Below are 25,607 nucleotides of genomic sequence, written 5' to 3'. Positions count from 1 at the left end.
CGTGTCTTGACCGCAGGTGTACTGCCTGGTCGGCGCGCTAAACCGACGGCTGCACGGCCGCGGCGGTGCGAAGCCCGTAGGCGAAGCTGCGTTGCAGGCCGTCGAGCCGATAGCGGGTCGGCAGACCGGCCACTTCGGACTCGGCCACGGTCAGGAAGTGCGCCTCGACCAGTTGCTCGCAGGCGTCCTCGACCGTCGCGAAGTCCTTGCCCAGCACCGGACAGGCCAGATGCGCGTCGAACTCGGGCACGGCCAGGTCGGCCAGGCAGCGCAGCGCCTCGCGGGCGTCGTCGGGCAGCGCGTTGTACGACGCCGTGAAGCTGGCGTGCACGCTCAGCGAGCTGTGGGCCAGCTCGTCCAGCCGCCGGTACTCGTCGCTGAGCCGTTCCGCGAAGCGGTGCAGCGACCAGTGGGGGCGGGTGTTGAGCCGGACGGCCGCGGCGCGCAGGGCCAGGGGCAGCCCGGCGCAGTAACGGGCGATCGCGGCGGCCGCGGCCGGCTCCCGGTTGACCCGCTCCGTGCCCAGCATCTGCGCCAGCAGCCGCACGCTGTGCCCGTGGGGCAACCCGGCCAGCGGCACCACGCGGGCCCCGAGCGGCGTGCTGAGCCGGCCCCGGCTGGTGATCAGCACCGCGGTCTCCCCGCTGCCCGGCAGCAGCGGCTGCACCTGCTCGTCGTCGGCCGCGTCGTCCAGCGTGAGCAGCAGCTGCCGCCCGGCGAGGGCCAGCCGGTAGACCTCGGCCCGCTCGTCGGGGTCGGCCGGGATCCGGTCGGGCCCCGTGCCCAGGGCCCGCAACAGGCGGCCCTGCACCGCGTGCGGGTCGGCCGGACGTGGGCCGCTGCCGCGCAGGGCGGCGTACAACTGCCCGTCCGGGAAGGCGGATCGGTGCCGGTGCCCCACCCGTACGGCCAGGGCGGTCTTGCCGGCGCCGCCGCCACCGACCAGCAGCACGGCGGGCGGCTGGGAGGCGGTGGGCCGGGTCAGGGTCCGCTGCACCACGTCGAGCTCGCGCTCGCGGCCGGTGAAGTCGGGCAGGTCGAGCGGTAGCATCATCGGGACCACGGCGGGCGGCGGTACGGGGGTCTCCGGCGGGGCGGCGCTCCGGGCGGGCGCCGGCGCGGGATCGGCCGCCTTGCCCCGCAGGATCGTCCCGTAGAGCTGCTGCAGCCGCCGCGACGGATCCGTGCCCAGCTCCTTGGCGATCAGCTGGCGCATCGACTGGTAGTACTCGAGGGCGTCGACGCTGCGGCCCTCCATGTAGAGCGCGAGCATCAGGCGCTCGCAGATCTGCTCGGAGAGGGGGTCGGTCAGCAGCGCGGCCCGCAGGTCGGGCAGCACGGTGCCGGGGCGCTCGAGCCGGATCTCGGCGTCCGCCCACTGGCTGAGCGCCTCGTGGTGCAGCTGCCGCAGCGTCTCGCGGGCCCGGGCCGCCCAGTCGCTGTGCATGCCGCCCAGCGCGTCGCCCCGCCACAGGTGCAGCGCCTGCTGGAGCAGCGTGCTGCGCTCCTGGTCGCCGAGGCCGTCCTGCTGGGCGCTCTTGAGCAGCCGGCGGAACCGCACCAGGTCGATCGCGCCGAGATCCGTCGCGACCACGTAGCCGGCCGGCGACCGGACCACGTTGATCGGCTCGGGCAGCTCCGCCGAGACCCGGGCGAACGCGCGGCGCAGCCGGGTGACGTACGTGTGCACGACGTTGCGGACTCCCGTCGGCGGCCGGTCTCCCCAGACGCGGTCGACCAGGGATTCCAGCGGCACGGGCCGTTCGGGATCGACCAGCAGGGCACCGAGGATGCCGCGTTGCCGTGCGGGGCCGATGTCGGCCAGGGAACTGCCCGTCCAGAGTTCAATCGATCCCAGTATGCGGAGCTCCATCGAAGATCACCCAAATCCCTTCACTGTCGGGAAACTACGGGTGACCGGTGCAGCGCTCCTTGATTACCGCTCTGCCCCCGGGCTGTTCGCGATGGAGGCGGACAACGCCGCAGCCCCGCACGAGCTGCGTGCGGGGCTGCGGCGGAGCGTCGGTCAAGCGGTGGTCCAGGCTCCCGCGACGGCGATGGCCTGCTGCGGGTTGAGCCGCGGGTCGCACAGCGTGGTGTAACGCCGGCCGACGTCGGACATCTGCCCCTGGCTCCAGGCGCACTCGGTGACGTCGTCCGGCGTGGTCTCCAGGTGCAGGCCGGACGCGATCCCCCCGCCCTCGGCGACCGCCTGCTGGAAGGCCTCGACCTCCTCGATGACGCTCCGCACCGAGCGGGTCTTGAGCCCGCTGGGTGTCTTGATCGTGTTGCCGTGCATCGGGTCGCACAGCCAGGACACCGGGTGCCCGGCCTCCCGTACGGCGGCGACCAGGGCCGGCAGCTTCGCGGCGACGTGGGTGACCCCCATCCGGGCGATCAGCGTGAGGCGGCCCGGCTCGCGGTCCGGGTCGAGCCGGGCGCACAGCTCGACCAGCTCCGCGGGGGTCATGGTGGGCCCGGCCTTGCAGGCGATCGGGTTGGCCACCTCGGCCAGCATCCGGACGTGCGAGCCCTTGACGTGCCGGGTGCGCTCGCCGATCCAGGGCAGGTGGGTGGAGGCCAGGAAGGTGCGGCCGTCCCCCGTGCGGCGCAGCAGTGGCTGCTCGTAGTCCAGCACCAGCGCCTCGTGGCTGGTCCACACCGGGGCCCCGATCGGCGGCACCAGGGCGCCGCTGCCACGCCGCAGCAGCGTGGCCGCCCGTTCCGCGGCCGCGTAGCAGGTGAGCATGCGGTCGGGGTCGGCCCGGCGCGCCTCGAGCGTGGCGGCGGGCCCGTTGACCATGGGACCGCGGTAGGCCGGCAGCTCGCGCCCGTCGACGACCTCGATCGGCGAGCTGCGCGGCTTGGCGAACTGCCCGGCGATCCGGCCGATCCGGATGACCGGCCGGCCGGTGTTGATCTTCATGACGCCGGCCAGCGCGTTGAGCAGGTCGATCTTGCGGTCGACCGCGCGCGGCCCGCACTCGTCGGGATCCTCCGCGCAGTCCCCGGCCTGAATGATCTGGTAGGTGCCGGCGGCCGCCTCGGCCATCAGCGTGCGCAGCCGCTGCACCTCCTCCCAGCCGGCCAGGCCGGACCGGGCGGCCAGTTCGGCCCGCACGTCGGCCGCGCGTTCCGGGTCGGCCCACACGGGTTGCTGCTCCGCCGCGACGAGCAGGTCCTCCTCGCCGATGGCGGTCGCCACCGGCTGGGGATCGTGCTCACGAACGGGTGAGGCGAGGGACATCGCGGACATCGTCACGCTCCTTGCGACAGAGGGGAGTCAGTTTGCGGGCGCCGGCGCGCTCAGGTCGGGGCGCAGCGCCGCCGCGGCGCCCAGATAGACGTGGTGCACGGCGTCGCGGGGCTGGGTGCTGTGCACGTGCGCCAGGATCCGGATGACACGATTCAGCGAGCCCGGGACCGCGATCTCGGCGGTGCACAGCAGCGGCACGTCGGTCAGGCCGAGCTTGCGGGCCGCGGCCGCCGGGAAGGTCGAGCGCAGGTCGTCGGTGGCGGTGAACACGATGCTGATCAGGTCCGCCTCGCTCAGCTCGTTGCGCTGCATGATCTCACCGAGGAGCTCGCCGGTGGCCTGCTCGATGAGGGCGGGGTCGTCGGAGGCGACCTGGGTGGCGCCGCGCACGGCGCGCACGGCCAGGGGGCCGGGCGCGGCCGGCGCCCGGCTGGTCGGAACAGTCATTACTGGCTCCTGTGTGCCCGGAGGGGCCGGCGGTCAGGCCGTGTGCCGGCGGACGACGTCGCGCAGGGCGGCGACGGTGTGTGCCTGCAGCAGCTCGCGCTGGGGGAGGATCACCTGGTACTGCTTCTCCAGCTGCGCGACGATCTCGATCAGGTTGAGCGAGTCGGCCTGGTACTGGTCGACGAAGTCCTCGGCGTCGTCGATCTCGTCCGGGTTCAGCTCCAGGACGTCGGCGACGATCGCGCGGATCGTCGAGGTCGAGTTGTCGATGTCGGTCATCAGTCATCCTTCGATTGCGACGGGTTCTGGCGTGGTGGGAAGCAGGCTCGCGGCCGGGCGGGAGACGACCAGCACCGAGCGCGCGGTGAGCACGATCCGGCCGGCGGCCCGCGTCTCGCCGGTGAACTCGGCGAGCGCGCCGGAGTGGTGGCGCAGCCGCACGTGGTGCTCCAGGAGGTCGCCGGGCCGGGCCGGCGTGGCGAAGGCGAGGTCGCGCAGGCCGACCATCAGCGGCACCTCCTCCGGCGGCCCGAGCTCGGCGAGCGACCAGAGCAGCGAGGCGGCCTGGCCGAACGACTCGAGCAGCAGCGCCGCCGGGTACGCGAAGCCGTCGATGCCGGCCCCGTCGGCCACGCCCCGATAGCAGTCCTCGCCGCCGGTGATCGCCTTGGTGGCCACCAGCGAGGCGGGCGGCGTGAACTCGCGGACCGTGTCGAGCAGGAGCATCGGGGGCCGCTGGCGGAGCCGCGCCCGCACCTGGCTGTGGTCAAGCATCGGCCACCACCGGTTCGAGCGTGGCGGACAGCTCCGCCGCCGTCTGACCGTCGCTCCGCGTGCCCCGCGCCCGCACGGCGACCCGCCCGTCCGCCGCGGGCGTCACCACCAGGGACAGTTCCAGCTCGTCGCCCGGCAGCAGCGGCAGGGCGAACCGGGCGCGGTCGATGCCGCACAGCCGCAGCTCGGCGCCGCAGGCGAAGCCGGCCGCCTGCCGCACGCTGTCGATCAGCAGCACCCCGGGCAGGATGGGAAAGCCCGGGTAGTGACCGGCGAGCTGGGGGATCGCCCGGGTCACGGGCAGTCGCAGCGTGACCCGGGTGCCCTCGGCGGACGGCTCGGTTCGCGGCGGGTGGCCGAGCGCGTCGAACACCGTCGCCGTCCGGGAAGAGGCAGGCATGGCGATCCTCAGCCCAGGCCCGGCTCGGCGAGCAGGCGCCGCGCGAGCTCTTCCACGTAGTCGGTGATCGTGACGTCGTGGTCGAGGTAGGGGACGACCTCACGGACCTGCTCGTAGAGCCGGCGGGTCGCGGGTGACAGGCCCTCCGTGCCGCGGATGTCGACGGCCTGGCAGGCGCAGAGCAGCTCGAACGCGACCACGTGGGCCACGTTGTCCAGCACCTCGGCCGCGCGCCGGGCCGAGACGAAGCCGAACGAGACGATGTCCTGGAAGTCCCCGGTCGAGGTCAGCGACTGGATCGAGATGGGCATCGACTTGGCCCGGGTCTCGGCGGTGAGCGAGGCGGTCATGAACTGGCCGCCCATCAGGCCCAGGCGCAGGCCCGGGTTCTCGCGGCACAGGAACGGCGGCAGCCCGTTGCTGTTGTTCTCGTCGAGGTAGCGGTCGATCCGGCGGTTGGCCAGGTTCATCAGCGTGGTCAGCGCGATGGCCAGGTGGTCCATCGCCATCGCCACGTACTGCCCGTGGAAGTGCCCGTTGTGGAACACCTCGGCCTCGTCCGGGTCGATCAGCGGGTTGTCGTTGGACGAGTTGAGCTCGTCCTCGACGGTCTGCTCGATCGAGGCCAGGCTGTCCACGACCGGGCCGAGGATCTGCGGGGTGCACCGGATCGAGTAGGCGTCCTCGATGGACTGCGAGCCCGCCTTCGCGGTGTCGCCCATCTCGCCCGAGAGCAGGTGCTCGACGTCGAGCTCCTCGACCGCCAGCGTGGAGTCGGCCAGCGTGTCCCACAGGAACTGGGCGACCTCCTGCTGCCCCTTGTGCGGCTTGAGCTTGTGCACCCGCGGGTCGAACGGCTTGGTCTTGCCGGCCAGGCCCTCCACCGACAGGGCCGAGACCAGCAGGTACGTCCGCAGCAGCCGCCGGGCCCGCCCGATGTTGAGGCTGCCCAGGCCGACCATGCCCGACGTGCCGTTGATCAGGGCCAGGCCCTCCTTGAAGCTGAGCTCCATCGGCTCGATGCCGACCCGGCGCAGCGCCTCGGCGCCCGGCAGCACCTCACCGCCGAGCCGGGCCTTGCCCTGGCCGATGCAGACCAGCGCGATCGCGGCCAGCGGGCCGAGGTCGCCGCTGGTGCCCAGGGAGCCCTTCTCGGGCACGCACGGGATGACCCCGGAGTTGTGGATCGCGATCAGCTTGTCCAGGTTGCCGATCGAGATGGCCGAGTTGCCGCGGGACAGCGACACGATGCGGGACATCATGATGGCCCGGACGGTGGTGTCGTCGAGGTGGTTGCCGACGTTGGTCGCCACCGCGTTGAGCAGGTTCTCCTGCAGCTGGCGGGCCTGGGGGATGGGCACCAGCCAGTTGACGAAGCCGCCCATGCTGGTGTTCACGCCGTAGATGACCCGCTCCTCGGCGACGAACTTCTCGAGCGTGCCGCGGGAGGCCTGCACACGCGTGCGGACGGCGTCGTCGATGGCCACGGGGGCGGAGGCGGCCGCGGTCGACGCGACGTCGGCCAGCCGGACCCGCCGGCCCAGGGACAAGGTGTAGCTCACGGGTAGCTCCTAAGCGTTGGTGACGAGGACTTTCGGGGCACTGCGGGGGGCGGCCAGCGTCCGGTTGAGGACAGCGCGATCGACCTTCCCGTTCTCGGTCAGGGGCAGCTCGGACAGGGCGTGGACGGAGCGGGGAACCATGTAGGCGGGCAGCTCCTTGGCGCAGAAGGCGATCGCCTCGGCCTGGTCGAGGCCGGCCGCCGGGTCGTCGAGGACGACGGCGGCCATCAGCACGTGGTTGCCCAGCCGCGGCACCAGGCTGACCGCGGCCGCGGTGACGCCGGGCAGGCGGGTCAGCGTGCCCTCGATCTCGCCCAGCTCGACCCGGTTGCCGCGGATCTGCACCTGGAAGTCGGCCCGGCCGATGAAGTAGAGCTCGCCCTGCTCGCCCAGCCGGGCCAGGTCGCCCGTGCGGAGCACCTTTTGCCCGTGCCGCGGCTCGATCGGGTCGAGCACCAGCACGCCGGCCGTGGCGCCGGGATCGTTCCAGTAGCCGGTGAACAGCGCCGGGCTGCGCAGATAGATCTCCCCGACCTGGCCCGGCTCGGTGACCGCCGCGCCGTGCTGGTCGACGAGGGTCATCTCGGCGCCCGTGTGGGCGTGACCGATCGAGAGCCGGTCCTGCCCGGCCGGCAGCGGGTTCGGGACGTCGGTGAAGGAGGCGGCCATCGACTCGGTCGCGCCGTAGCCGTTGACGAGGCGGGCCGCGGGCAGCGTCTCCTGCAGCCGGCGCAGCTCGGGGAGCGGGAACTCCTCGCCCGCGAAGACCACCGAGCGCAGCCGGGTCAGCCCGCTCAGCAGGTCGGGGTCGTGCCGCAGGACGGGCCGCCACAGCGAGGGAACGCCGTGCACCTGGGTGACCTCGGCCTCGCGCAGGAACGCGACCATCCGCCGCGGCGAGTCGAGCTGCTCGCGCCGGACCGGCACGAGGGCGGCGCCGCTGCTGAGGGCCACGCCGATCCCGAACAGCGCGAAGTCGAACTGCAGGGGAGAGGTGCTCGCCACCCGGTCGCCGGGCCCGGCCAGGCCGTCGGCCCGCATCGCGCGCAGGAACGTCACGATCGACCGGTGGCTCATCACCACACCCTTGGGGCGGCCGGTCGAGCCCGAGGTGAAGACGATGTACGCGGTGTCGGTGCCGAGCACGGCCCGCCGGCGGCGCGGCCCGCGGACCGGCGGGAGCTCGACGACGAGCCCGTCCCGGCCGAAGCGCCCGCGGCCGCCGACCTCGGCCAGCTCGCGGTCCGCGAGGCCGTCCGCCCGTACGTGCAGGGCCGGGCCGACCGACTGCAGGATCGTGCGCAGCCGGGAATCCGGCGTCTGCGGGCTCACCGGCACGAACGGCAGCCCCAGCTTCGCGCAGGCGAGGAGCATGGCCACGGCGGCCGCCGAGGTGTCCGCCTCGACCACCACCCGGTCGCCGACGTCGAGGCCCAGGCCGTCCAGAACCGTGGCGTACTCGCGGATCCGGTCGTCGAGAGCGCGGTAGGAGATCTCCTCCAGGACGCCGTCCTCGTCCGGCTGCACCACCGCGGGCTGGTCCGGCGTGGCGGCCGCGGGCGCCATGAGCAGCCGATAGAGATTGTCCGGCTCCATAGAAGTCTCCCTTGTCCGTTCGGCGATGGTGGCGAGCTGGATCCACTGTGGGACAAGGGGTTGGGCGCGGGACTGGAGCCGGTCTTGATCCGGGGTGTACTGCCAGGTCGGGGCGCCGAGAGAGGCAGCTCCAGCGCAGCGCGAGGGGAGCGGCCTAGCGTCGGCTCGCCTGAACTGCCGACCGACAAGGACCACCCATGAGCGTTGCCAGGACAGACCGGAAGAAGACGTTGCCGGCCCACTCGGCCGGGGTGCGCCCGCTCCTCCTCGAGACCGGTGGCCTGACGCTGTCCGGCCTGCTGGCCGAGCCGCCGGGTGGTCCGCCGCGGGCGACCGTCGTCGCCGTGCACGGTGGCGGCATGCGCTCGGGCTACTTCGACGGCCAGGTCCACCCCGACCTGTCCCTGCTCACGCTGGGGGCCCGGCTCGGCTTCACGGTGCTGGCCCTGGACCGCCCCGGCTACGGCTGGTCGGCGGCGCAGTTGCCCGGGGGCATGACCCTGGCCGAGCAGTCGGTGGTGGTGTCCGGGGCCCTCGAGGCGTTCGCCCGGCGCTACGACACCGGCGCGGGATTCCTGATGCTGGCCCACTCGTACGGGGGCAAGCTCGCCCTGACGACCGTCGCGGACCACCCGGGTGTGCTCGCCCTCGACGCGTCCGGCGTCGGTCACCACTACGGCGTCGCCCCGTCGGAGCGGAAGGGAGCGCGCCGCCACCTCGACTTCGAGCGCAACTGGGGGCCGCTGGGCCTGTACGCCCCGGGCACCTTCCGCGCGGCCCAGGCGCTGGTCGCCCCCGTCCCCGAGCGGGAGGGCGCCGAGGTGCCGCTCTGGCCCGAGATGTTCGAGGAGCTGGCGCCGCGGATCGACATCCCGCTGCGGCTGACGTTCGCCGAGCACGAGACGTGGTGGCAGCACGAGCAGGCGGACGTCGACGACCTGGTGGCCCGGCTGGTCAAGGCGCCCCTGCTGCGGATCGAGCATCAGCCGGGCGCGGGCCACAACATCAGCCTCGGCCGGGCCGCCCGCACCTATCACCTGCGCGCGTTCGCCTTCTTCGAGGAGTGCCTGCAGGCCGCCGGGGAGGCGTCATGACCCAGCCGTACGAGCCGATGCCGGCGGACTGGCAGCGGGTGCTCTGCGTCGTCGCGCACCCCGACGACCTGGAGTACGGCCCGGCCTGCGCGATCGCCCGGTGGACGGCGGAGGGCAAGTTCGTCGCCTACGCCGTGGTGAGCCGGGGCGAGGCCGGGATCGCCACCATGAAGCCGGCCGACACGGGCGAGATGCGCTCGGCGGAGCAACTGCGGGCCGCGGCCGCGGTCGGGGTGCACGACGTGGACTTCCTCGACCACCCGGACGGCACCATCGAATACGGCTTGCCGCTGCGCCGGGACCTCGCCCGGTCGATCCGCAAGTACCGCCCCGACATCCTGGTCACCATCAACTTCTACGAGCGGTGGCGCAGCGGCGACTGGAACACGGCCGACCATCGCAACGTCGGCGTCGCGCTGCTCGACGCGGCCAACGACGCCGGCAACCCCTGGGTCTTCCCCGAGCTCGCCGACGAGGGCCTCGAGCCCTGGTCCGGCGTACGGTTCCTGGCCGTCGGCGGTTCCCCGGAGTCGGGGCACGCCGTCGACGTCACCGACGGGCTGGCCGCCGGGATCGAGGCGCTGGCCGCGCACGCGGGCTATCTGGCGTCGCTGCCCCCGGACAACCCGATGGGCGACGTGGCCGGCTATCTCACGACCAAGCTCACCCGGTTCGGCGAGCGCTTCGGCCACGTGCCGGCGATGCCCTTCGAGATCATCGGCATCTGACCCGGAAGGTCCCCATCGGTATGGACCAGATTGTGGAACGGGCCGTACGGACCATTCGTGAGCGCTATGCGGAGACCCTCAGCCTCGACGATGTCGCCCGCGCCGCCCTGGTCAGCAAGTTCCATCTGCTGCGGGTATTCCGGCAGACCGTCGGAGTGACCCCGGGGCGTTTTCTGGGCGCCGTTCGCATCGACGAGGCGAAACGATTGCTGCGCGATTCCGACCGCGGCGTGGCGGCGATCGCGTGCCTGGTCGGATACAGCAGCACGGGCAGTTTCACGAGCCGCTTCACCGAGTCGGTGGGTATTCCGCCCGTGCGTTATCGGCAGGTGAGCCGGGGCGCGGGCGATTTCCCCGTACGGGCCGTGGGCGACCCGGGCGGGCGGCCGGTGCGCGGCGTGGCCCGGGCCGCGGCCCGCTCGCCGGTCTCGATCGGCACCTTCGACAGCCCCATCCTGCAGGGGCGGCCGTCGAGCTGGGCCACCCTCGAGCACCCCGGCCCCTTCGTGTTGCACCAGGTCCCGTACGGGATGTGGTATCTGCACGCGGCCATGCGGGCCGGGGGTGTGCTGTTCACGGCCACGCTGGGACCGCTGCCCGTCGAACCGTGCGCCGGCCCGGAGGTGGACCTGGTGCTGTGCCCCCGGGACTGGTCGCAGCCGCCCGTCCTGTTCGCCGTGCCGGGCCTCGAGGAGCCCGCTCTCCAGCCGGGTTCAAGCGGCCGTCGAGCGGATTCAAGTATTTGTTGAGCGTCGTCCAGCGCAATTCCAGAAATGGCTCGCGATTCGCTTTCGGTAAGTCAGCAATTGAGGAGAAGACACGTCGTGACTCAGGCTGCGAAGCTCTTTTACGAGAGCGGCGAGGGCCGGTTCTCGGCGGTCCGGCGGATCGCCTTCTGGAAAATCCTCGAAGGGATGCTGCATGCGCGACTCGAAGGTAATCCAACTGTCGGCCGACGAGCTCGAGGTGTGGGACCGGATCACCGCGGACCGCACGGTGTGGGACCTGCCGGTGTGGGACCGGGCCGGCGAGGTGTGGGACCGGGCCGACGAGGTCTGGGACCGCGCTTCCGAGGACCTCACGGTCTGGGACCGCACCGACGAGGTGTGGGACCGGTTCAACGAGGACCTGTCGGTCTGGGACCGGGCGCAGGCGCTGCAGGCGGCCTGACGATCGACCCACCGCCCGTCCGGCCCGGCAGTCCTGTGTGCTGCCGGGCCGGACGGACCCGCCGCACGGCCGGAAGGGAGTTGTCGTGACGTTGTCCACCGCCCGGCTGTCCGTGCGGACCGAGATCCCCGAGAGCTGGGACGGCTGGATCGGCAGCGCCCCGGTCACCCTGCGCCGGCGCTGGATCTCGCTGGCCGACAGCCGGATCCCCGGCGGCGCCCGCACCTTCGCGCTGCCCGGCCCCGGCGGCGACCAGGTGGCCCTGGTCGGCGGGGTGATGGAGGGCCCCACCGGGCACGTGCGTTTCGACCCGCAGCGGGTGCTGTCGGGCGGCTCGGTCGCCGACGGCGTGGTCGCCGACGGACCGCACCCGTGGCAGGGGCGCCCGGCCGAGCAGCTGTTCCCGGCCTGCGTGCTGATGGGCACCAACTACGAGTCGGCCCCGGTCGGTCCGGGCGCCCGCGATCCGCGGGTGCTGCGGGCCTATCTCGAGGCCCAGCTCGACTGGTGCCGCGACCAGGGCGTGCGCAGCGTGTCGGCGCTGTTCCTGCGCCCCGACTATCCCGAGTTCCTCGACGTGCTGCGGGAGGCCGGGTTCACGGTGGTCCCGATGGTGGACCGCAGCGACATGGACGTCACCTGGGACGACCTGGACGGCTACATCGCCGGGCTGCGCCGCAATCAGCGTTTCGCGGTGCGGCGCGAGCTGCGCGAGATCGCGGCCCGGGGCATCGAGATCCGCGAGCGCCCGATCGAGGCCGAGGAGCCCGACCTCCTCCCGCTGCGGGCCCAGCTGGTCACCAAGTACGGCGGGGTGCCCGACGCCCGGCGCGAGGCCGACTCGTTCCGGCATCTGCGCGACCACTTCGGACCGGAGAACGTCTGGATCGTCGAGGCCCGCAAGCGGGGCGCGCTGCTCTCCTTCGCGATGCTGGTGCGCGACGGCGACCAGTGGACCGTGCTGATGAGCGGCACCGACTACACCCATCCCGACGCCTCGTTCACCTACTTCGCCACGGTCTTCTACCGCCCGGCCGAGCTGGCCCCCGCGCAGGGGATCACCACGATCGCCTACGGGCTCGGCACCGTCCAGGCCAAGAAGCTGCGCGGCTGCACCGTCAGCATGTTGTCCGCCGCGGGCCTGCTGCTCGACCGACCCGACTGAAGGAGTACGCAGATGTCGCCCAGGCCAATCACCCCGGCCCCCCGCCACGACGGAAAAGTGCTCCTCGTCGCCGACCAGGGCCTGCAGTCCGGCGAGCAGATGAGCGCGGCCCAGGTCGACCGGAAGGTTTCCGACTTCTGGACCGGGATCGGCGGGGCCGGCTTCTTCCAGGCCCTCACCACCCGGTTCTACGAGCTCGTGGCGCAGGACGAGGTGCTGCGCCCGCTCTTCGCCGTGCCCGACTGGGAGCGCCACGCGGCCCGGCTCTACGACCACTTCCGCCGCATCTACGGCGAGAACGACCTGACCGCGGCCTGGGACCCGAGGATGCACCGGGCCCACGCGCACTTTTTGATCACCCGCGAGCAGCGGCTGCGCTGGCTGGCCCTGATGCGGGAGGCCGGCACCCAGCTCGACGCGCCCGAGCCGCACTTCGGCGAGTTCCTCACCATCATGAAGGTGGCCAGCGGCGAGATGACCGCGGTGTCGCGGGGCGCCGCGCTGGTTCGCCGCGAGCGGTTCCACTGGGACGGGACCCCGGCATGAGCGGCCCCGGAGTCCGTACGGTGGCCGTGGTGGGCGGGGGCCCCGCGGGCGCCTTCTGCGCGCTGGAGCTGGCCCGGCTGCTCCCGGACGTGACCGTCGACCTCTACGACCGTGAGGACCGCGGGCCGGGGGCCGGCATCGTGCTGGCCGACGAGGTCGCCCGGCAGGTGCGGGCCGTCCACCCCGAGGCGCTGCGGCTGCCCGAATCCGCGTACGCCACCTGGGACGAGACGATCACGTCGATCGACGGCGAACGGATCCCGTCCGGCGCCTTCGGCATGTCGGGGATCTCGCGGCACGTCTTCCACGAGCACGTCCGCACCCTGGCCGCGCGCCGGCCCAACGTCCGGCTGATCCGGCGCACCGTCACCGCGACGCCCGAGCCGGCGGATCTGGTGGTGCTGGCCGACGGCGCCGGGAGTGTGCTTCGTCAGCAGCGCGCCGAGCAGTTCGGCACCTCGGTCACCGCGGGCGCCACCCGCTATCTGTGGCTGAGCACGCCCACGGTGCTCGAACCGTGCTTCCTCATCAAGGAGTTCGGGCCGGGCCCCCTGGTGGTGCACGCCTATCCGCACGCGGCCGGCGAGAGCACCTTCATCGTCGAGGCCGACCCGGGCACCCTGACCGCCCTGGGGCTGCTCGACCGGCCGGCCGCCGAGGCGGAGCGCGAGCTGGCCACGATCTTCCGCGCCGAGCTGGGCGGCGCCCCGCTGACGGCCCGGACGGCGGGCTGGCAAGCCTTCCGTACGGTCGTCAACCGCCGCTGGTCGGCCGGCCGGACGGTGCTGGCCGGCGACGCCGCGCACACGGTGCACTTCTCGACCGGCTCGGGCACCGCCCTGGCCATCGACGACGCGTTGTGCCTGGCCCGTTCCGTCGCCGCGCACGACGACCCGCTCGATGCGGTGGCCGAGTACGACAGCGTACGGCGGCCGATCGCCGAGCGGATGCAGGCGGAGGCGGCCGAGAGCACCGCGTGGTTCGAGCAGTTCTGCCGCGGCGAGCGGCTGCACGGGCACCAGACGGTCTTCGCGCTGCGCAGCCGCCGGGCGGCCAACACATTCAGCCGGCTGCGCGAGCGGGATCCGGAGTTCGTCGCGCGCACCGTGGCCCGGCTGGCCGGTCACCCCACCGACGCCGAGCCGGTCGACGTGCCGCTGACGGTGGGCCGGGTGCGCCTGGGGCACCGGCTCGTCGCGCTGGAACGCCGGGACGGCCGGTGCGTGCTGCGCGGCGCCGACGGCACCCAGGCGGTGGGACTGGTCGTGGACCGGACCCCGGACGGTTTGTTGCCGGGCATCGACTTCCTCGCGGTGCGGGCCCGGCCGGAGGGCGGCCGGGTGACCCGGAGCGCCCCCGCGGCCCGGATCCGCAGCCAGTCCGGGCTGCCGATCGCGCTGCTGGTCGACGAGGAGCTGCCCCGCGACGAGGCCAACACCCTGATCGCCGCGGCCCGCACCGACCTGGTGGCCCTGCCGTGAGCCGACGCTCAGAAGTAATCGCGCATCAGCTCACGCGACCACGCCGGGCCCCGCACCTCGCCGCGCGGGCCGAACTCGGGCAGATACGGCTTCACGTCGAGCACGGGGGAGCCGTCGAGGGCGTCGAGCCCGTGCACGGTCAGCGTCAGCCCGTCGACGCCCGCGAGCCCGCACACGGACACCCCGAGGTGGTTGGGCCGGTTGGGCGCGCGCTGGGCCAGGATGCCCGACGGCGGCCAGGCGGTGTTGCCCCGCGGATGCTGGGTGCCGGTGCACGTGCGGGTGGCCAGGTGGAACGCGAAGACGACCTCGACGTGCGAGTAGTCGTCGAGGCCCATGGTCGCCGACTCGTCGAACACGGCCGGGTCCAGCTCGATCCGCGAGACCACCGGCCCCCAGCCGTCCTCGAAGACCCGCTCGCGTCCGCCGCGGACGAAGCCGATGGGTTTGATCGGTTCCATTGCCTCCCCGTTTCCTGTTCAGTCTCAGTGAGGTGCCGGCCGTGCGTCGCCTGATCTCCCGTCTGCTGCCCGACCCCGGCCCCGGCCGGGTGCTCGTGCTCTGCACCGCCGTGGCCAGCCTCGGCAACGGACTCTACGTCACCGGCGGCGCCGTCTACTTCGTTCAGGTCGTGGGCTTGTCGGCCGGGCAGGTGGGTCTCGGCCTGTCGCTGGCCGGCATCGTGGCGCTGGCGCTGGGCGTGCCCGCCGGCAAGCTGGCCGACCGGATCGGGCCGCGCGAGGTCAGCGCGCTGTTCGTGCTCGGCAAGGCGGCCGCGCTGGTGGCGGCGGTCTTCGTGCAGTCGCTCTGGGCCTACCTGGCGATGTCGGTGGTCCTCGGATTGTTCGAGCAGAGCGGCAACGTCTCCCGCGACGCGCTGGTGTCGGGGGTGATGGGCCGGGAGGGCCGGGTGTGGATCTCGGCGTACATGCGCAGCGTCTTCAACGGCGGCTTCTCGCTGGCCGCGCTGGCCGCGGGCCTGGTCATCGCGGCCGACTCGAGACCGGCCTACCTCGCCCTGTTGTGGGGCAACGCGCTGGCCATGGTGCTGGTGGCCGGGCTCTATCTGCGGCTGCCGCGGGTGCCGGGCATTCCGCGCGCGCCCCGCGACCAGCAGCCGCGTGCCGCTGTCCGCGACGTCCCCTACCTGCTGGTCGCCCAGCTCGCCGGGATCGCCCGGATCGGGCCGACCGCGCTCGCCGTGGGCCTGCCGCTGTGGCTGGTGGTGCAGACCGACGCCCCGCGCGCCCTGGCCGCCTGGATCATGCTGATCAACACGCTGATGGTGGTGTTCCTCCAGGTGCGGATGGCGCGTGACGCGGACACCGTACGGGGTGCGGCCCGGCTGCAGCGGCTGACCGCGGTGGTGCTGGCCGTCGCCTGTGGTGTCACCGCAGTGACCGGAGCCCTGCCCGGGTGGGCGTCCGCCGTTGTGCTCCTGGGCGCCGCGGTGCTGTTCACCTTCGGCGAGATCTGGGGCGAGGCCGCCCGCTGGGGGCTGCGGTACGAGCTGGCCCCGGCGAACGTGCAGGGCGAATATCTGGGCGCCTTCGCCACCGGCGACGCCTTCGCCCTGATCGCCGGGCCGGCCCTGGTCACCGCGGTGCCCGACCGGTTCGGCGGGCTGGGCTGGCTGCTGATCGGCGGCCTGTTCCTCGGCCTGCTGGCCGCGAGCGGTCCGGCCGTGCGCTGGGCCGAGCGGACCCGGGTGCCGGCGGGTCTGCCCGTCCCGGTGGGCGCGGGGAAAGCTTCGTGATTCTCATGTCCCCGCTGTGATTTGTTCACTGCTGGGACGATGCGGCCGGTTCCATACTGGAGGCGCGAAACGGGTCGGCTGGAGGAGCCGCACTTTCCGGTCGGCGCCGTTGACTCGAGGGGGTCGGTTGACCGTGATGTCATCCACGGAAGGCTCAGCCCCGCGCCTGCACCACCTGTGGTCCCTGCGGGAGGACACAGTGGTCGGCTGGGAAGGGCGGACGCTGGTGCTCAGCGGCCCGCTGGGCACGGAACGGGTCGAGGACCCCGAACCGGCGGTGGCCGAGGCGCTGCGCCGGATGGAGCTCGGCCCGGTGCTGCTGGCCAACCTGGTGCAACCGAGCGGCGAGACGGGCGCCGGTCCCGACGCGTACACGGTGATCTTGTCGGTGCTGAGCGGGATCTCGCACGTGGTGATCCGGACGCTGTCGCTGGAGGACCTCAAGGGACCGGTGCTGTCGGTGGTGCCGGAGGGCCGGACCGCCCGCTTCTCGCTCGTCCGGCTGTCGGCCCAGCAAAGCGTGCGGCTGCGGCCCACTGTCACGATCACCGTCCGCAAGGACGTCTTCGTGGTGCGGAGCCACGCCCTGGAGCACCGGGTCGAGATTCACCGTCCCGAGGCCATGTGGGTGGTGTCGCTGCTGGCCTGGCCCATGACGCCGGACGCGATGGTCGAGGTGCTGCCGTTGCCCGCCGAGCTGACCCTGGCGATCCTGGGCTATCTGGCCGGGGCGGGGATGACGGTGGCGGCCGGCTGACCGGGGCCCGTCACACCAGCCAGCCGGACTCGCGGGCGATGCGGATCGCGTCGACCCGGTTGCGCGCGTTCAGCTTCGTCACCACGGTGGTGAGGTAATTGCGGACGGTGCCGACCGAGAGCCGCAGACTCTTGGCGATCTCGTGGGGCTCCGAGCCCTGGGCGGCCAGCTGCAGCACCTCGGTCTCGCGGGTGGTCAGCGGGCTGTCCGTCTCGCCCCAGGCGGCCAGGGCCAGCTGCGGGTCGACCACCCGCTGGCCGGCGACGACCCGGCGCACGGCCTGGGCCAGCTCGCTGGGCGGGGCGTCCTTGAGGAGGAAGCCGGCGACGCGGGCCGACATCGCGCGGCGCAGCGTGCCGGGGCGGCCGAGGCTCGTCAGGATCAGGGTGCGGCAGTCGGGGACCTGCGCCTGCAGCAGCTCGGCCGCGCTCAGACCGTCCAGGCCGGGGAGGTCGATGTCGATGATCGCCACGTCGGGCCGGAGCTCGCGGGCCGTGCTCAGGATCTGATCACCGCGCTCCAGTTCCGCGATCACCTGCAGGTCGTCCTCCAGATTGAGCAGAGCCACCAGTGCACCGCGCACCATGTGCATATCCTCGGCCAGGAGGATCCGTATCATTCTTGCTTCCCCCGTTTCTTCCCCAAACGGGAAAGTCTTTGGATCCTACCTAACTCCGTATCGGCGGTGGGGGGCTCGGCTGAACGGTCGAATGGTTCGCCCGTAATGTCCTCTGTCGTTTGCGGACAATCGGTGATTCGAAGACCGTCAACGCTTGGGTCCGGCTGTGGGGGCAGGTCAGCCAGCGTTTTCGGGCAAGGCCGGGCCGGGGGAATGTCCATGATCGACAGCTATGTCCGGGGTCCGGAATCGCATTCTCGAGCGCGGCTTTACCAAGGTCCGGAAACGGCATCCGGAGCGGAGAACAGCAGGCAGTAGTCGCCGGTGACGCCGGCCGAGGGGCGGCTCCAGTCGAAGTAGATCTCGCCCTCGAACTCGAGCACCGCCGACAGCGCGCGCCCGACGTCGAACGCCAATGGAGTGATCTTGCCGCTGGAGTCGCGGAAGTTGCCGACGCAGACACCGATCCGGCCGCCCGGGCGCAGGTGCTTGCCGATGGTGCCGAAGATGTCGGCCAGCTCGGCCAGATAGCGCTCGTAGGAGCCGTCCAGGGTGCGGAACGCGGTGAGCGGATTCTCCGGGTGGTCGTGCCGCGCCATGTACGGCGGGCTGGTCAGGCACAGGTCGAACTCGCCCAGCCCGAGGCCGTCCCAGTCGCGCACGTCACCCGCGATGAACCGGCTCCGCGACCCGGCCGGCAGCCGCGCGTTGCTCGACGCGACGCGCTGCTCCTGCAGCTCGATCCCGGTGCCGGCGCGGCCCAGCCGGTCCGCGACCACGATGGTGGTGCCATAACCCGAGAACGGGTCGAGCACCCGGCCGCCGGGCGGGCTGAGCTCCGCCACGAGCGGCCGGATCTGCGCCTCGGTGAAGTGGATGTCGTTGCGCGCGCCCGGCGGCCGCTCACGCGCCTTGTCGTCGCTGTCCAGGCGGATCAGGCGGGGTGCCGTCATGGTGTTCCCTCTCCGGGCGGTCCGTCGGGCGCGAACGCTCAGACCGCCACCGGCTCCTTGCCCGGCGGCGTGTAGTCGGCGTGGTCGATGGCCAGCTCCCACACCGACTCGAAGGCCTCCCGGCAGCGGCGGATCAGCTTCGGGTCCTCGGAGAACTCGTGCGGGCCCCACGAGCCGTCGCCGTGGAAAGAGGTCCAGCGCAGCAGGCTGTCGTCGAACACCCAGAAGTCGTTGCCCGGCAGCAGCAGCTCCGAGGCCCGCCGCCGGGGCAGCCAGCGCACCTTCTCGCCGGCCGGCACGTTGACGATCGTGGTGGTCTCCCACTCGTACTGGATGAAGTCGGTCACCGGCTCGGAGACGATCCGCGCCCGGCGCCAGTCGACGCCGCGCTTGACCGCGTCGCCCACCAGCTCGATCCAGTCGCCGTGCCGGTCGTACTCGATCGGGATGCCCTTCTGCCAGTCGACGAAGACCGGGCCCTTCGGGGTGTAGACGTCACGCATCTCCAGGTGCACGGCGGAGTACTTGGTCTGCGCGATCAGTTCGGCGAAGGCCGGGAAGTTGCTCGACATACGGATCTCCCATCCGAGGGCTGGTCAAGCTGAGGTGGAGTCGTGCCCCAGTTGACCGGCTCGGCCTAGAAGCTCGCTTGAGCGCCGGTCCTGTCCTCGGCGTCGGCCAGGTGCTCGGACAGCACCGCCAGGTGGGTGACGCGCGCCTCCTTGTGGCGCTGCCGGCCGGCCTCGGTGAGCTCGACCACCACGCCGCGCCGGTCGGCCACGCAGTGGATGCGCTCGACCAGCCCGGCCTTCTCGAGCCGGGCGACCGTGCGGGACAGGGCCGACTGGCTCAGATACATCGACGCGGCCAGCTCCTGCATGCGGGGGCGCTCCATCGCCTCGGCCAGCCGGTCGAGCGTCTCGAAGTCGCTCAGGGTGAGCGCGTGCTCCTCCTGCAGGGCGCGCTCGAGGGCCGAGGCGACCGCGTTGTAGCGGGACAGCAGGGTCCGCCAGCGGTCGATCACGCAGGTCTCGGGCTCCATGCCCGGCATCCTACCCGTTTTTGTTGCGTGCGACTCATATGCATGTGCATTCAATGCGCGTGCATGTAACTTCCTCAGCATGACAACCACTGAAACCAGTTTTACCGGCGCGGCGCATGCCGGGCGCTGGCCGCTCCGGCTCTGGGGCGTGCTGGCGGTCCTGTGCACCGTCGTGTTCCTCGACGGCCTCGACATCTCCAACATCGGCGTGGCCCTGCCCTCGATCGGGGCCGAGCTGGGCCTGTCCACCACCGCGCTGCAGTGGGTGGTCAACGGCTACGTGCTCGGCTTCGGTGGCCTGCTGCTGCTCGGCGGTCGCACCGCCGACCTGCTCGGCCGGCGCCGCGTGTTCCTCGTCGCGGTGGCCGTCTTCACCGTCGCGTCGCTGGCCGGCGGGCTGGTCGACGACGGCGGCCTGCTGATCGCCAGCCGCTTCGTCAAGGGCCTGGCCGCCGCGTTCACCGCGCCCACCGCCCTGTCGATCCTGACCACGACCTTCCCCGAGGGCCCGGCCCGCAACCGGGCGCTGGGGATCTTCACGGCGTTCAGCGCCTGCGGCTTCTCGTCCGGCCTGCTGCTGGGCGGCGTGCTGACCACCATCGGCTGGCGCTGGAACTTCCTCGTGCCCGTGCCGCTGGCGCTGGCCGCGCTCATCGGGGGCGTGCTGCTGATCGCCCGCGACCGGCCCGCGGCCGCCGGCGGGCAGGATCTGGGCGGGGCCGTCACGCTCACCGCGGGCATGCTGCTGACCGTGTACGCGGTGGTCACGGCGAGCTGGCTGCTGCTGATCCCGGCCGTGGCGCTGCTGGCCGGCTTCGTGCTCATCGAGAAACGGGTGCGGCACCCGCTCGTCCGGCTCGGCCTGCTGCGTACGGGCTCGATCGTCCGGGCCAACGCCAGCATGATCGCGCTGATGGGCTCGTACGTCAGCTTCCAGTTCATCATGACGCTCTACCTGCAGGACGTGCTGCGCTGGACCCCGCTGCAGGTGGCCCTGGCCGTGCTCCCGCTGGGCCTGGTCGTGGTGTTCGGCTCCCCGTACGTCGGGCGGCTGGTCAGCTCGTGGGGCACCGCCCGCCTGATCACGATCTCGATGGCGCTGCTGACCCTCAGCTACCTGTGGCTGCTGCTCACCGCGGGCAGCGACCCGCACTACCTGGCCCAGATGCTGCCGACCATGCTGCTCAACGGCGGCGCGTTCGCGTTCGGCTACGGCACCATCGTCACCCAGGCCACCGACGGGGTCGCGGACGCGGAGCAGGGGCTGGCCTCCGGCCTCGTGCAGACCAGCGGGCAGGTCGGCATGGCCCTGGTGCTGGCCGTGACCAGCACACTCGTCGCCTCGGCCACCGCCGCCGGCAGCTTCACCAGCTTCCGCCCCGGCCTGATCCTGGTCACCGCGGTCGCCGTCGCCGGCTTCCTGCTCAACCTGTACGGCCTGATCCGGCCGCGCCGATGAGCGTCGCCGACCTGTTCGAGCCGCTCACCCTCAAGCACGGCCCGGCGATGCGGAACCGCTTCATGCTGGCCCCGCTGGTCAACCAGCAGAGTGCCCACGACGGCTCCGCGTCCGAATACGACCTGGACTGGATGAGCCAGGTCGCCGAGGGCGGTTACGCGCTGATGCCGACCGGCGCCACGACCGTCGAGGCCGGCGGCATCGCGTACGAGCGGCAACTGGGCATCCACAGCGACGACCATGTGCCCGGGCTGGCCAAGATGGCTGCCTTCATCCGTGACGGGGGCGGCCTGTCCGCGGTGCAACTGCACCACGCCGGTCACCGCGCCGACCCGAGCCTGGGCGGGGTGCCCGCTCGGGCCACCGACCTGACGACGGGCGAGGTGGAGCGGATCCGCGACAGCTTCATCACCGCCGCGCTGCGAGCCGAACGGGCCGGGTTCGACGGCGTCTCGCTGCACGGCGCCTTCGGGTGGATCCTCTCGGAGTTCCTGTCGCCGCTGCTCAACGACCGCACCGACAAATACGGCGGTAGCACCGAGAACCGGGCCCGCCTGACCCTGGAAGTGATCGAGGGCATCCGCCGGGCCACCGGTCCCGAGTTCCAGCTCGGCTGGCGCCTGTCGGTCGAGCGCTACGGGCTGCGGCTGGAGGAGCTGCGCGAGATCACGGCGGACATCCTGGACCGCGAGCTGATCGACTATCTCGACCTGGCCCTGTGGGACTCGGCCCAGATCGTGCAGGGCGGGGTGTTCCGCGGCCGCAGCATGCTCAGCGTGTTCACCGGTCTGCCCCGCCGCGGCGTACGGGTCGGGGTGGCCGGGAAAATCACGAGCGCCCGACGCGCCGGGCGGATCCTGGACGAGGGGGCCGACTTCGTCGTGATCGGGCGGGCCGGCATCCTCCGGCGCGACTTTCCCCGCCAGGTGCGGGCGAACCCTGCGTACGAGAGCCCGAAGCTGCCCGTCACAGCCCAGTTCCTCCGTACGGGTGGGTTGAGCGAACGCTTCATCAACCACATGCGGCGCTGGCCGTACTTCGTCAACGAGAGAGAGGCTTAGGCATGGCTGACATCAACTTCTACTTCGACCCGATCTGCCCGTTCGCCTGGATGACCAGCAAGTGGATCCGGATCGTGCAGGGGCAGCGGGGTTACACCGTCGACTGGCGGTTCATCTCGCTGCGGCAGATCAACGCGCACCTCGACTACGACAGCCACTTCCCGCCGGAGTACGAGGCTCAGCACACCGCCGGTCTGCGCCTGTTGCGCGTGGCCTCGGCCGTACGGGAAAAGCACGGGCGGGAGGCGATCGGCCCGCTGTACGCCGCGTTCGGCGCCCGGATCCTGGAGACCGCGCCCGACGAGAGCCGCCAGCCGGGCTGGCAAGGCACGCCCGCGCTGGCGGCCGACGCGCTCACCGAGGCCGGGCTGCCCGCCGCGCTGGCCGAGTTCCTCGACGACACCTCGCGCGACGCCGAGATCCAGGCCGAGTCGGACGAGGCGCTGGCGCTGACCGGTCGCGACGTCGGCACGCCGATCATCCATTTCGAGCCGCCGCAGGGGGTGGCGTTCTTCGGGCCGGTGATCAGCCGGCTGCCCGACGAGGAGCAGGCCGGCGTGCTGTGGGACCACGTCGTCGGGCTGGCCCGGTTCCCCGGATTCGCCGAGCTCAAGCGCAGCCTGCGCGAGCAGCCGCAGCTGCGGTCGTTCGGGGTCACGGCGCAGGAGCCCGGCCGGACCGAGGACTGGCACGCCGGGAGCCGCCGCCTCAAGCACTGACCCGGCCGCGTGCCCGCTCGCCATGACCTGCGACAGTGGTCGATGGGGCGGTGTCGGGCAACGAACCGTGACGGGGTGACATGACCGAGTTCTTCGTGGATCCGAACGGCATGAACGGGCTGTACAACCAGCTCGTTCGTGCCTCGGGCGACGCCACCGACATTCTGGGTTACACGCGGCAGCACTGCGATCTGCCCGCCGTGACCGAGGGCTTCCTGATGATGGTCATCGGGCCGCACAAGGAGGCGTACGAGAGCCTGACCGAGGCGCTGGCCAAGCTGACCGAGCTCGCCCGGGGCGCGGGCAGCCAGGTCAACCTGGCCCAGCTCGACTACGCCAAGACCGATCAGGACGCGGCGGCCAAGGTCGACGCGACCTATCCGGGGGCGAAGAACCCCGCGTACGTGGGGGGAATGCTCGCGCCCGGCCGACCCGACCTGACCGGGCCGCACGCGAGCTTCGCCGACGTCACCGAGCCGACGGCCCGGCTGACCAGCCCGGAATACGCGGTCGCGATCGAGATGTGGTCGATCAACCCGCTGGCCGACCTGGTCAGCCCGGCGGCCTGGCTGCGGCAGATCAGCATCTGGCTGTTCAGCTTCGACCCGCTCGAGGGGTGGGCCAAGAGCGTCAGCGGCGACTGGAAGGGCTACACCCACTGCGCGATGGCGATGGGCCACATCGGTGCGGCGTCGAAGGACGTGGGGGCGAACCTGCTCCGCGGCGCCGAGGACGTGCGGACCGTGTGGCGCGGGCGGGCGGCCGAGGCCGAGCAGGAGTTCCAGCTGGCGCTCGGGCTCGCGGCGGCCGGCCTCGACGACGCCTGCCGGCAGTACAAGCAGCTCTACCTGCAGGCCGCCGAGGCGGTCAAGAGCCTGGTCGACGTGACGGCCGGCCTGATCAGCGACCTGCTCGACCTGCTCATCATCATCAACGCGGCCTCGGTCGCGGGCACGGCGCTGATCGAGACCGGGATCGGCGCGCTGGCCGGCTACACGGTGGCCGCCTACTACGCCTGGCAGGCGTACGACCTCTACAAGCACATCTCCGACTTCTACGGCAACACCGAAGACCTGCTCAAGGTGATCGCCGGCTCGATCGGCGCCATCAAGGCCCAGCTCGCGGTCAAAGACCTGCCGCCCGTGCAGCCGTACCATCACCCGGCCGGCTACTGACCCCGAAGGGACCCTCATGAGCGGCAACCTCGAGAACGACCCGCTGGCCCGGGCGGTGCTGCGCCACCTGGCCGACAGCCGCGGCAAGGACGATGCGATGGGCTCCTTCGCCCGTACGGTCCTCTCCGGCGAGGCGACCCTGCGCGAGGCGGCGGCCAACCCGTGGCACGCGCAGGGCCTGGCCAACGGCTTCGCGGCGGCCCAGCGGCAGCGCGACGAGATGACCCCGGAGCAGCGGTCGGCGTACGAGGAGCAGGCCCGCCGCCTGGCCGAGGAGAACGACCGGTGAGGACGACGACGCGGTGGCGCCTGGCGATCCCACTCATCCTGCTCTCGGGCCTGTTCCTGGCGGGCTCGGTCGTGGGGGCGTCGCTCTACTGGTCGCGGTGGTCGGCGGGGGAGCGGTTCATCACCGTCTTCCTGGCCGTCATGTTCGCGGCCAACGTCGGCATCAGCGTCTCGATCGGCACCGACCGCAAAATCACCGACACCCCGTGGCTGCGGCTGGGCACGGTTGCGCTGTTCTTCCTGCTCGCGTGCGGCGTGACCCTCGTACGGCGAAATCTCTGAGCCGTTATGCCAGGGCCTTGCCGGGGTTGAGGATGCCGTGCGGGTCGAAAAGGGCCTTGATCTGGTGGTGCAGGTCCAGTGACAGGTCGCCCAGTTCCCGTCGGAGCCAGGCCTTCTTCAGTACGCCGATGCCGTGCTCGCCGGTGACCGTGCCACCCAGCCGCAGGGCCAGAGCGAAGATGTCGTCGGCGGCGCGGTGGGCCGAGGCCGGGATCGGCTCGCCGTGCCGGCCGGCCACGATGATCGGGTGGACGTTGCCGTCGCCCGCGTGGGCCAGCGTGCAGATCGGCACCTCGTGCCGGGCCGCGATCGTCTCGATCTCGCGGACGGCCTCGGCCAGGCGCGAGCGGGGGACCGCGATGTCCTCGATCAGGGGGCGGCCCAGGCGTTCGATCGCGGGCAGGGCCTGGCGACGCGCGGCCAGCAGCGACGCCGGGTCGGTGGCGCTGCGGATCGTGGTGGCGCCCTTCGTGAGCACCTCCAGCGCGCGGGCGGCCTCGTCGGGGCCGCCGTCGGTCTGCACGATGAGCAGGGCCGCGCCCGCCGCGCGCAGGGCCGGGTCGATCGCGTTGAGGGTGGCCTCGTCGAGCAACTCGGCCAGCACCGGCTGGATCCGCGCCTCGGCCAGCGCGACCGACGCCGCGGCGGCCGTGGTGATGTCCGGGTAGGACGCGGCGATGGTGGCGGTGGGCTCGGGCAGGGGCCGCAGCCGCAGGGTCGCGCCGACCACCACGCCCAGCGTGCCCTCCGAGCCGACGAACAGGCCGGTCAGGTCGTAGCCGGCGACGCCCTTGAGGGTGGCCCGGCCGGTGCTGATCCGCTCGCCGCTGGCCAGCACGACATCGAGCCCGAGCACGGCGTCGCGCGTCACGCCGTACTTGGCGCAGCGCAGGCCGCCCGCGTTGGTGGCGATGTTGCCGCCGATCGTGGAGACGGCCAGGCTGGCGGGGTCGGGGGCGTAGCTCAGGCCGTACGCGCCGGCCGCCCGGTCGAGCTCGGCCGTGACCACACCGGGTTCCACGATGGCGACGCCGTCGGCCGGGCGGATCTCGACGATTCGGTCCATCCGGCTCAGGTCTAACACGATCGTGCCGGTGCCGGCGGCGCTCGCTCCGGTCAGGGCGGTTCCGGCTCCGCGGGGGACAACCGGCGTACGGGAGAGGGTGGCTTCTCGGAGGATTTGCTGGACTTCCTCGGGCGTACGGGGGAAGGCCACTGCTTCGGGAATGCCGTCGGGTTCCCAGCCGGAGCGGTCAAGTCGGCGCTCGGCCCTCACG

29 protein-coding genes are annotated in these 25,607 nt (G+C 72.2%); 15 read left to right on the top strand and 14 right to left on the bottom strand.

Features of this window, described 5'->3' with window-relative positions; translation table 11 throughout:
• Positions 1-37: 37 nt before the first annotated feature.
• The 8 genes from JKJ07_RS03660 to JKJ07_RS03625 all read right to left on the bottom strand — a co-directional run bounded on the left by JKJ07_RS03660 (position 38) and on the right by JKJ07_RS03625 (position 8,035).
• On the bottom strand, positions 38-1,873 hold the full coding sequence (locus tag JKJ07_RS03660) for an AfsR/SARP family transcriptional regulator (RefSeq protein ID WP_202989756.1): 1,836 nt from the start codon (positions 1,871-1,873) through the stop codon (positions 38-40).
• A gap of 153 nt (positions 1,874-2,026) precedes the next feature.
• Complete coding sequence (locus tag JKJ07_RS03655; protein ID WP_202989755.1) at positions 2,027-3,256, bottom strand: 3-deoxy-7-phosphoheptulonate synthase; 1,230 nt, start codon at positions 3,254-3,256, stop codon at positions 2,027-2,029.
• Between the two features lie 27 nt (positions 3,257-3,283).
• The gene (gene aroH / locus JKJ07_RS03650; protein WP_236028222.1) at positions 3,284-3,703 is read right to left on the bottom strand and encodes a chorismate mutase; all 420 of its coding nucleotides are present in this window, start codon (positions 3,701-3,703) and stop codon (positions 3,284-3,286) included.
• Positions 3,704-3,736: 33 nt separating this feature from the next.
• A complete protein-coding gene (locus tag JKJ07_RS03645; RefSeq protein ID WP_202989754.1) occupies positions 3,737-3,982 on the bottom strand; it encodes an acyl carrier protein in 246 nt (81 codons plus the stop codon).
• A 3-nt stretch (positions 3,983-3,985) separates the two neighbouring features.
• Positions 3,986-4,477: a 3-hydroxyacyl-ACP dehydratase FabZ family protein gene (locus JKJ07_RS03640; protein ID WP_202989753.1), complete on the bottom strand. Its 492-nt coding sequence runs from the start codon at positions 4,475-4,477 to the stop codon at positions 3,986-3,988.
• A complete protein-coding gene (locus JKJ07_RS03635) occupies positions 4,470-4,877 on the bottom strand; it encodes a 3-hydroxyacyl-ACP dehydratase FabZ family protein (protein WP_202989752.1) in 408 nt (135 codons plus the stop codon). Before JKJ07_RS03635 ends, JKJ07_RS03640 begins: the two co-directional genes overlap by 8 nt.
• 8 nt (positions 4,878-4,885) lie before the next feature.
• On the bottom strand, positions 4,886-6,439 hold the full coding sequence (locus tag JKJ07_RS03630; RefSeq protein ID WP_202989751.1) for a phenylalanine aminomutase (D-beta-phenylalanine forming): 1,554 nt from the start codon (positions 6,437-6,439) through the stop codon (positions 4,886-4,888).
• A gap of 9 nt (positions 6,440-6,448) precedes the next feature.
• On the bottom strand, positions 6,449-8,035 hold the full coding sequence (locus JKJ07_RS03625; protein WP_202989750.1) for an AMP-binding protein: 1,587 nt from the start codon (positions 8,033-8,035) through the stop codon (positions 6,449-6,451).
• 197 nt (positions 8,036-8,232) lie between these two features.
• Between JKJ07_RS03625 and JKJ07_RS03620 the strand changes: the two genes are divergently transcribed.
• From JKJ07_RS03620 to JKJ07_RS03590, 7 genes are all read left to right on the top strand, one after another.
• Positions 8,233-9,129, top strand: coding sequence for an alpha/beta hydrolase (locus JKJ07_RS03620; RefSeq protein ID WP_202989749.1), 897 nt, complete (start codon positions 8,233-8,235; stop codon positions 9,127-9,129).
• The gene (locus JKJ07_RS03615; RefSeq protein ID WP_202989748.1) at positions 9,126-9,857 is read left to right on the top strand and encodes a PIG-L deacetylase family protein; all 732 of its coding nucleotides are present in this window, start codon (positions 9,126-9,128) and stop codon (positions 9,855-9,857) included. The genes JKJ07_RS03620 and JKJ07_RS03615 overlap by 4 nt, the downstream gene beginning before the upstream one ends.
• A gap of 20 nt (positions 9,858-9,877) precedes the next feature.
• On the top strand, positions 9,878-10,606 hold the full coding sequence (locus tag JKJ07_RS03610; RefSeq protein WP_202989747.1) for a helix-turn-helix domain-containing protein: 729 nt from the start codon (positions 9,878-9,880) through the stop codon (positions 10,604-10,606).
• Between the two features lie 172 nt (positions 10,607-10,778).
• Complete coding sequence (locus tag JKJ07_RS03605; RefSeq protein ID WP_202989746.1) at positions 10,779-11,027, top strand: hypothetical protein; 249 nt, start codon at positions 10,779-10,781, stop codon at positions 11,025-11,027.
• Between the two features lie 85 nt (positions 11,028-11,112).
• Positions 11,113-12,192: a GNAT family N-acetyltransferase gene (locus JKJ07_RS03600; RefSeq protein WP_202989745.1), complete on the top strand. Its 1,080-nt coding sequence runs from the start codon at positions 11,113-11,115 to the stop codon at positions 12,190-12,192.
• Between the two features lie 12 nt (positions 12,193-12,204).
• Positions 12,205-12,738, top strand: a complete 534-nt coding sequence (locus JKJ07_RS03595; protein WP_202989744.1) for a truncated hemoglobin — start codon at positions 12,205-12,207, stop codon at positions 12,736-12,738.
• A complete protein-coding gene (locus JKJ07_RS03590) occupies positions 12,735-14,219 on the top strand; it encodes an FAD-dependent monooxygenase (protein ID WP_202989743.1) in 1,485 nt (494 codons plus the stop codon). Before JKJ07_RS03595 ends, JKJ07_RS03590 begins: the two co-directional genes overlap by 4 nt.
• Positions 14,220-14,227: 8 nt before the next feature.
• On the opposite strand, the gene JKJ07_RS03585 is transcribed toward JKJ07_RS03590, so the two are convergent.
• Complete coding sequence (locus JKJ07_RS03585; protein ID WP_202989742.1) at positions 14,228-14,680, bottom strand: SAM-dependent methyltransferase; 453 nt, start codon at positions 14,678-14,680, stop codon at positions 14,228-14,230.
• Positions 14,681-14,721: 41 nt separating this feature from the next.
• Between JKJ07_RS03585 and JKJ07_RS03580 the strand changes: the two genes are divergently transcribed.
• Together JKJ07_RS03580 and JKJ07_RS03575 are read left to right on the top strand one after the other, a co-directional pair.
• Positions 14,722-15,975, top strand: a complete 1,254-nt coding sequence (locus JKJ07_RS03580) for an MFS transporter (RefSeq protein WP_202989741.1) — start codon at positions 14,722-14,724, stop codon at positions 15,973-15,975.
• Positions 15,976-16,111: 136 nt separating this feature from the next.
• Positions 16,112-16,732 carry a hypothetical protein gene (locus tag JKJ07_RS03575; RefSeq protein ID WP_202989740.1) on the top strand — a complete coding sequence of 207 codons (621 nt, stop codon included), beginning with the start codon at positions 16,112-16,114 and terminating at the stop codon, positions 16,730-16,732.
• Positions 16,733-16,742: 10 nt separating this feature from the next.
• Here JKJ07_RS03575 and JKJ07_RS03570 read toward each other — a convergent pair whose 3' ends face one another.
• The 4 genes from JKJ07_RS03570 to JKJ07_RS03555 form a co-directional block, all read right to left on the bottom strand.
• Positions 16,743-17,351 (bottom strand): response regulator transcription factor, encoded by a 609-nt coding sequence (locus JKJ07_RS03570; RefSeq protein WP_202989739.1) that lies wholly within the window; start codon positions 17,349-17,351, stop codon positions 16,743-16,745.
• Between the two features lie 269 nt (positions 17,352-17,620).
• Positions 17,621-18,304, bottom strand: coding sequence for a DNA methyltransferase (locus JKJ07_RS03565; protein WP_202989738.1), 684 nt, complete (start codon positions 18,302-18,304; stop codon positions 17,621-17,623).
• 38 nt (positions 18,305-18,342) lie between these two features.
• Entirely contained in the window at positions 18,343-18,876 is a 534-nt protein-coding gene (locus JKJ07_RS03560) for a DUF6879 family protein (RefSeq protein WP_236028219.1), read from the bottom strand.
• A gap of 65 nt (positions 18,877-18,941) precedes the next feature.
• Entirely contained in the window at positions 18,942-19,346 is a 405-nt protein-coding gene (locus JKJ07_RS03555) for a MarR family winged helix-turn-helix transcriptional regulator (protein ID WP_202989737.1), read from the bottom strand.
• A gap of 79 nt (positions 19,347-19,425) precedes the next feature.
• On the opposite strand from JKJ07_RS03555, the gene JKJ07_RS03550 reads away from it, so the two are divergent.
• The 6 genes from JKJ07_RS03550 (at position 19,426) to JKJ07_RS03525 (ending at position 24,330) form a co-directional block, all read left to right on the top strand.
• A complete protein-coding gene (locus JKJ07_RS03550) occupies positions 19,426-20,805 on the top strand; it encodes an MFS transporter (protein ID WP_236028217.1) in 1,380 nt (459 codons plus the stop codon).
• The gene (locus tag JKJ07_RS03545; RefSeq protein WP_202989736.1) at positions 20,802-21,866 is read left to right on the top strand and encodes an oxidoreductase; all 1,065 of its coding nucleotides are present in this window, start codon (positions 20,802-20,804) and stop codon (positions 21,864-21,866) included. Before JKJ07_RS03550 ends, JKJ07_RS03545 begins: the two co-directional genes overlap by 4 nt.
• A 2-nt stretch (positions 21,867-21,868) precedes the next feature.
• On the top strand, positions 21,869-22,585 hold the full coding sequence (locus JKJ07_RS03540) for a mycothiol-dependent nitroreductase Rv2466c family protein (RefSeq protein ID WP_202989735.1): 717 nt from the start codon (positions 21,869-21,871) through the stop codon (positions 22,583-22,585).
• Between the two features lie 80 nt (positions 22,586-22,665).
• A complete protein-coding gene (locus JKJ07_RS03535) occupies positions 22,666-23,760 on the top strand; it encodes a hypothetical protein (protein ID WP_202989734.1) in 1,095 nt (364 codons plus the stop codon).
• Positions 23,761-23,776: 16 nt separating this feature from the next.
• Complete coding sequence (locus JKJ07_RS03530; RefSeq protein ID WP_202989733.1) at positions 23,777-24,049, top strand: hypothetical protein; 273 nt, start codon at positions 23,777-23,779, stop codon at positions 24,047-24,049.
• Positions 24,046-24,330 (top strand): hypothetical protein, encoded by a 285-nt coding sequence (locus JKJ07_RS03525; protein ID WP_202989732.1) that lies wholly within the window; start codon positions 24,046-24,048, stop codon positions 24,328-24,330. Before JKJ07_RS03530 ends, JKJ07_RS03525 begins: the two co-directional genes overlap by 4 nt.
• A 4-nt stretch (positions 24,331-24,334) precedes the next feature.
• Here JKJ07_RS03525 and JKJ07_RS03520 read toward each other — a convergent pair whose 3' ends face one another.
• Complete coding sequence (locus JKJ07_RS03520) at positions 24,335-25,606, bottom strand: FAD-binding oxidoreductase (RefSeq protein WP_202989731.1); 1,272 nt, start codon at positions 25,604-25,606, stop codon at positions 24,335-24,337.
• Between the last annotated feature and the right edge of the window lies 1 nt (position 25,607).

Origin of the sequence: Paractinoplanes lichenicola (assembly GCF_016785085.1) — a bacterium.
GTDB classification, from domain to species: Bacteria; Actinomycetota; Actinomycetes; order Mycobacteriales; family Micromonosporaceae; genus Actinoplanes; species Actinoplanes lichenicola.
This window is presented reverse-complemented; position numbering and strand designations above follow the sequence as displayed.

What these genes read in the sequence shown, in the direction of transcription:
- JKJ07_RS03660 (WP_202989756.1), bottom strand. Translation starts at nt 1,873, where the DNA reads ATGGAGCTCCGCATACTGGGATCGATTGAACTCTGGACGGGCAGTTCC.
- JKJ07_RS03655 (WP_202989755.1), bottom strand. Translation starts at nt 3,256, where the DNA reads ATGTCCGCGATGTCCCTCGCCTCACCCGTTCGTGAGCACGATCCCCAG.
- aroH (WP_236028222.1), bottom strand. Translation starts at nt 3,703, where the DNA reads ATGACTGTTCCGACCAGCCGGGCGCCGGCCGCGCCCGGCCCCCTGGCC.
- JKJ07_RS03645 (WP_202989754.1), bottom strand. Translation starts at nt 3,982, where the DNA reads ATGACCGACATCGACAACTCGACCTCGACGATCCGCGCGATCGTCGCC.
- JKJ07_RS03640 (WP_202989753.1), bottom strand. Translation starts at nt 4,477, where the DNA reads ATGCTTGACCACAGCCAGGTGCGGGCGCGGCTCCGCCAGCGGCCCCCG.
- JKJ07_RS03635 (WP_202989752.1), bottom strand. Translation starts at nt 4,877, where the DNA reads ATGCCTGCCTCTTCCCGGACGGCGACGGTGTTCGACGCGCTCGGCCAC.
- JKJ07_RS03625 (WP_202989750.1), bottom strand. Translation starts at nt 8,035, where the DNA reads ATGGAGCCGGACAATCTCTATCGGCTGCTCATGGCGCCCGCGGCCGCC.
- JKJ07_RS03620 (WP_202989749.1), top strand. Translation starts at nt 8,233, where the DNA reads ATGAGCGTTGCCAGGACAGACCGGAAGAAGACGTTGCCGGCCCACTCG.
- JKJ07_RS03615 (WP_202989748.1), top strand. Translation starts at nt 9,126, where the DNA reads ATGACCCAGCCGTACGAGCCGATGCCGGCGGACTGGCAGCGGGTGCTC.
- JKJ07_RS03610 (WP_202989747.1), top strand. Translation starts at nt 9,878, where the DNA reads ATGGACCAGATTGTGGAACGGGCCGTACGGACCATTCGTGAGCGCTAT.
- JKJ07_RS03605 (WP_202989746.1), top strand. Translation starts at nt 10,779, where the DNA reads ATGCGCGACTCGAAGGTAATCCAACTGTCGGCCGACGAGCTCGAGGTG.
- JKJ07_RS03595 (WP_202989744.1), top strand. Translation starts at nt 12,205, where the DNA reads ATGTCGCCCAGGCCAATCACCCCGGCCCCCCGCCACGACGGAAAAGTG.
- JKJ07_RS03590 (WP_202989743.1), top strand. Translation starts at nt 12,735, where the DNA reads ATGAGCGGCCCCGGAGTCCGTACGGTGGCCGTGGTGGGCGGGGGCCCC.
- JKJ07_RS03585 (WP_202989742.1), bottom strand. Translation starts at nt 14,680, where the DNA reads ATGGAACCGATCAAACCCATCGGCTTCGTCCGCGGCGGACGCGAGCGG.
- JKJ07_RS03575 (WP_202989740.1), top strand. Translation starts at nt 16,112, where the DNA reads ATGTCATCCACGGAAGGCTCAGCCCCGCGCCTGCACCACCTGTGGTCC.
- JKJ07_RS03570 (WP_202989739.1), bottom strand. Translation starts at nt 17,351, where the DNA reads ATGATACGGATCCTCCTGGCCGAGGATATGCACATGGTGCGCGGTGCA.
- JKJ07_RS03565 (WP_202989738.1), bottom strand. Translation starts at nt 18,304, where the DNA reads ATGACGGCACCCCGCCTGATCCGCCTGGACAGCGACGACAAGGCGCGT.
- JKJ07_RS03560 (WP_236028219.1), bottom strand. Translation starts at nt 18,876, where the DNA reads ATGTCGAGCAACTTCCCGGCCTTCGCCGAACTGATCGCGCAGACCAAG.
- JKJ07_RS03555 (WP_202989737.1), bottom strand. Translation starts at nt 19,346, where the DNA reads ATGGAGCCCGAGACCTGCGTGATCGACCGCTGGCGGACCCTGCTGTCC.
- JKJ07_RS03550 (WP_236028217.1), top strand. Translation starts at nt 19,426, where the DNA reads ATGACAACCACTGAAACCAGTTTTACCGGCGCGGCGCATGCCGGGCGC.
- JKJ07_RS03545 (WP_202989736.1), top strand. Translation starts at nt 20,802, where the DNA reads ATGAGCGTCGCCGACCTGTTCGAGCCGCTCACCCTCAAGCACGGCCCG.
- JKJ07_RS03540 (WP_202989735.1), top strand. Translation starts at nt 21,869, where the DNA reads ATGGCTGACATCAACTTCTACTTCGACCCGATCTGCCCGTTCGCCTGG.
- JKJ07_RS03535 (WP_202989734.1), top strand. Translation starts at nt 22,666, where the DNA reads ATGACCGAGTTCTTCGTGGATCCGAACGGCATGAACGGGCTGTACAAC.
- JKJ07_RS03530 (WP_202989733.1), top strand. Translation starts at nt 23,777, where the DNA reads ATGAGCGGCAACCTCGAGAACGACCCGCTGGCCCGGGCGGTGCTGCGC.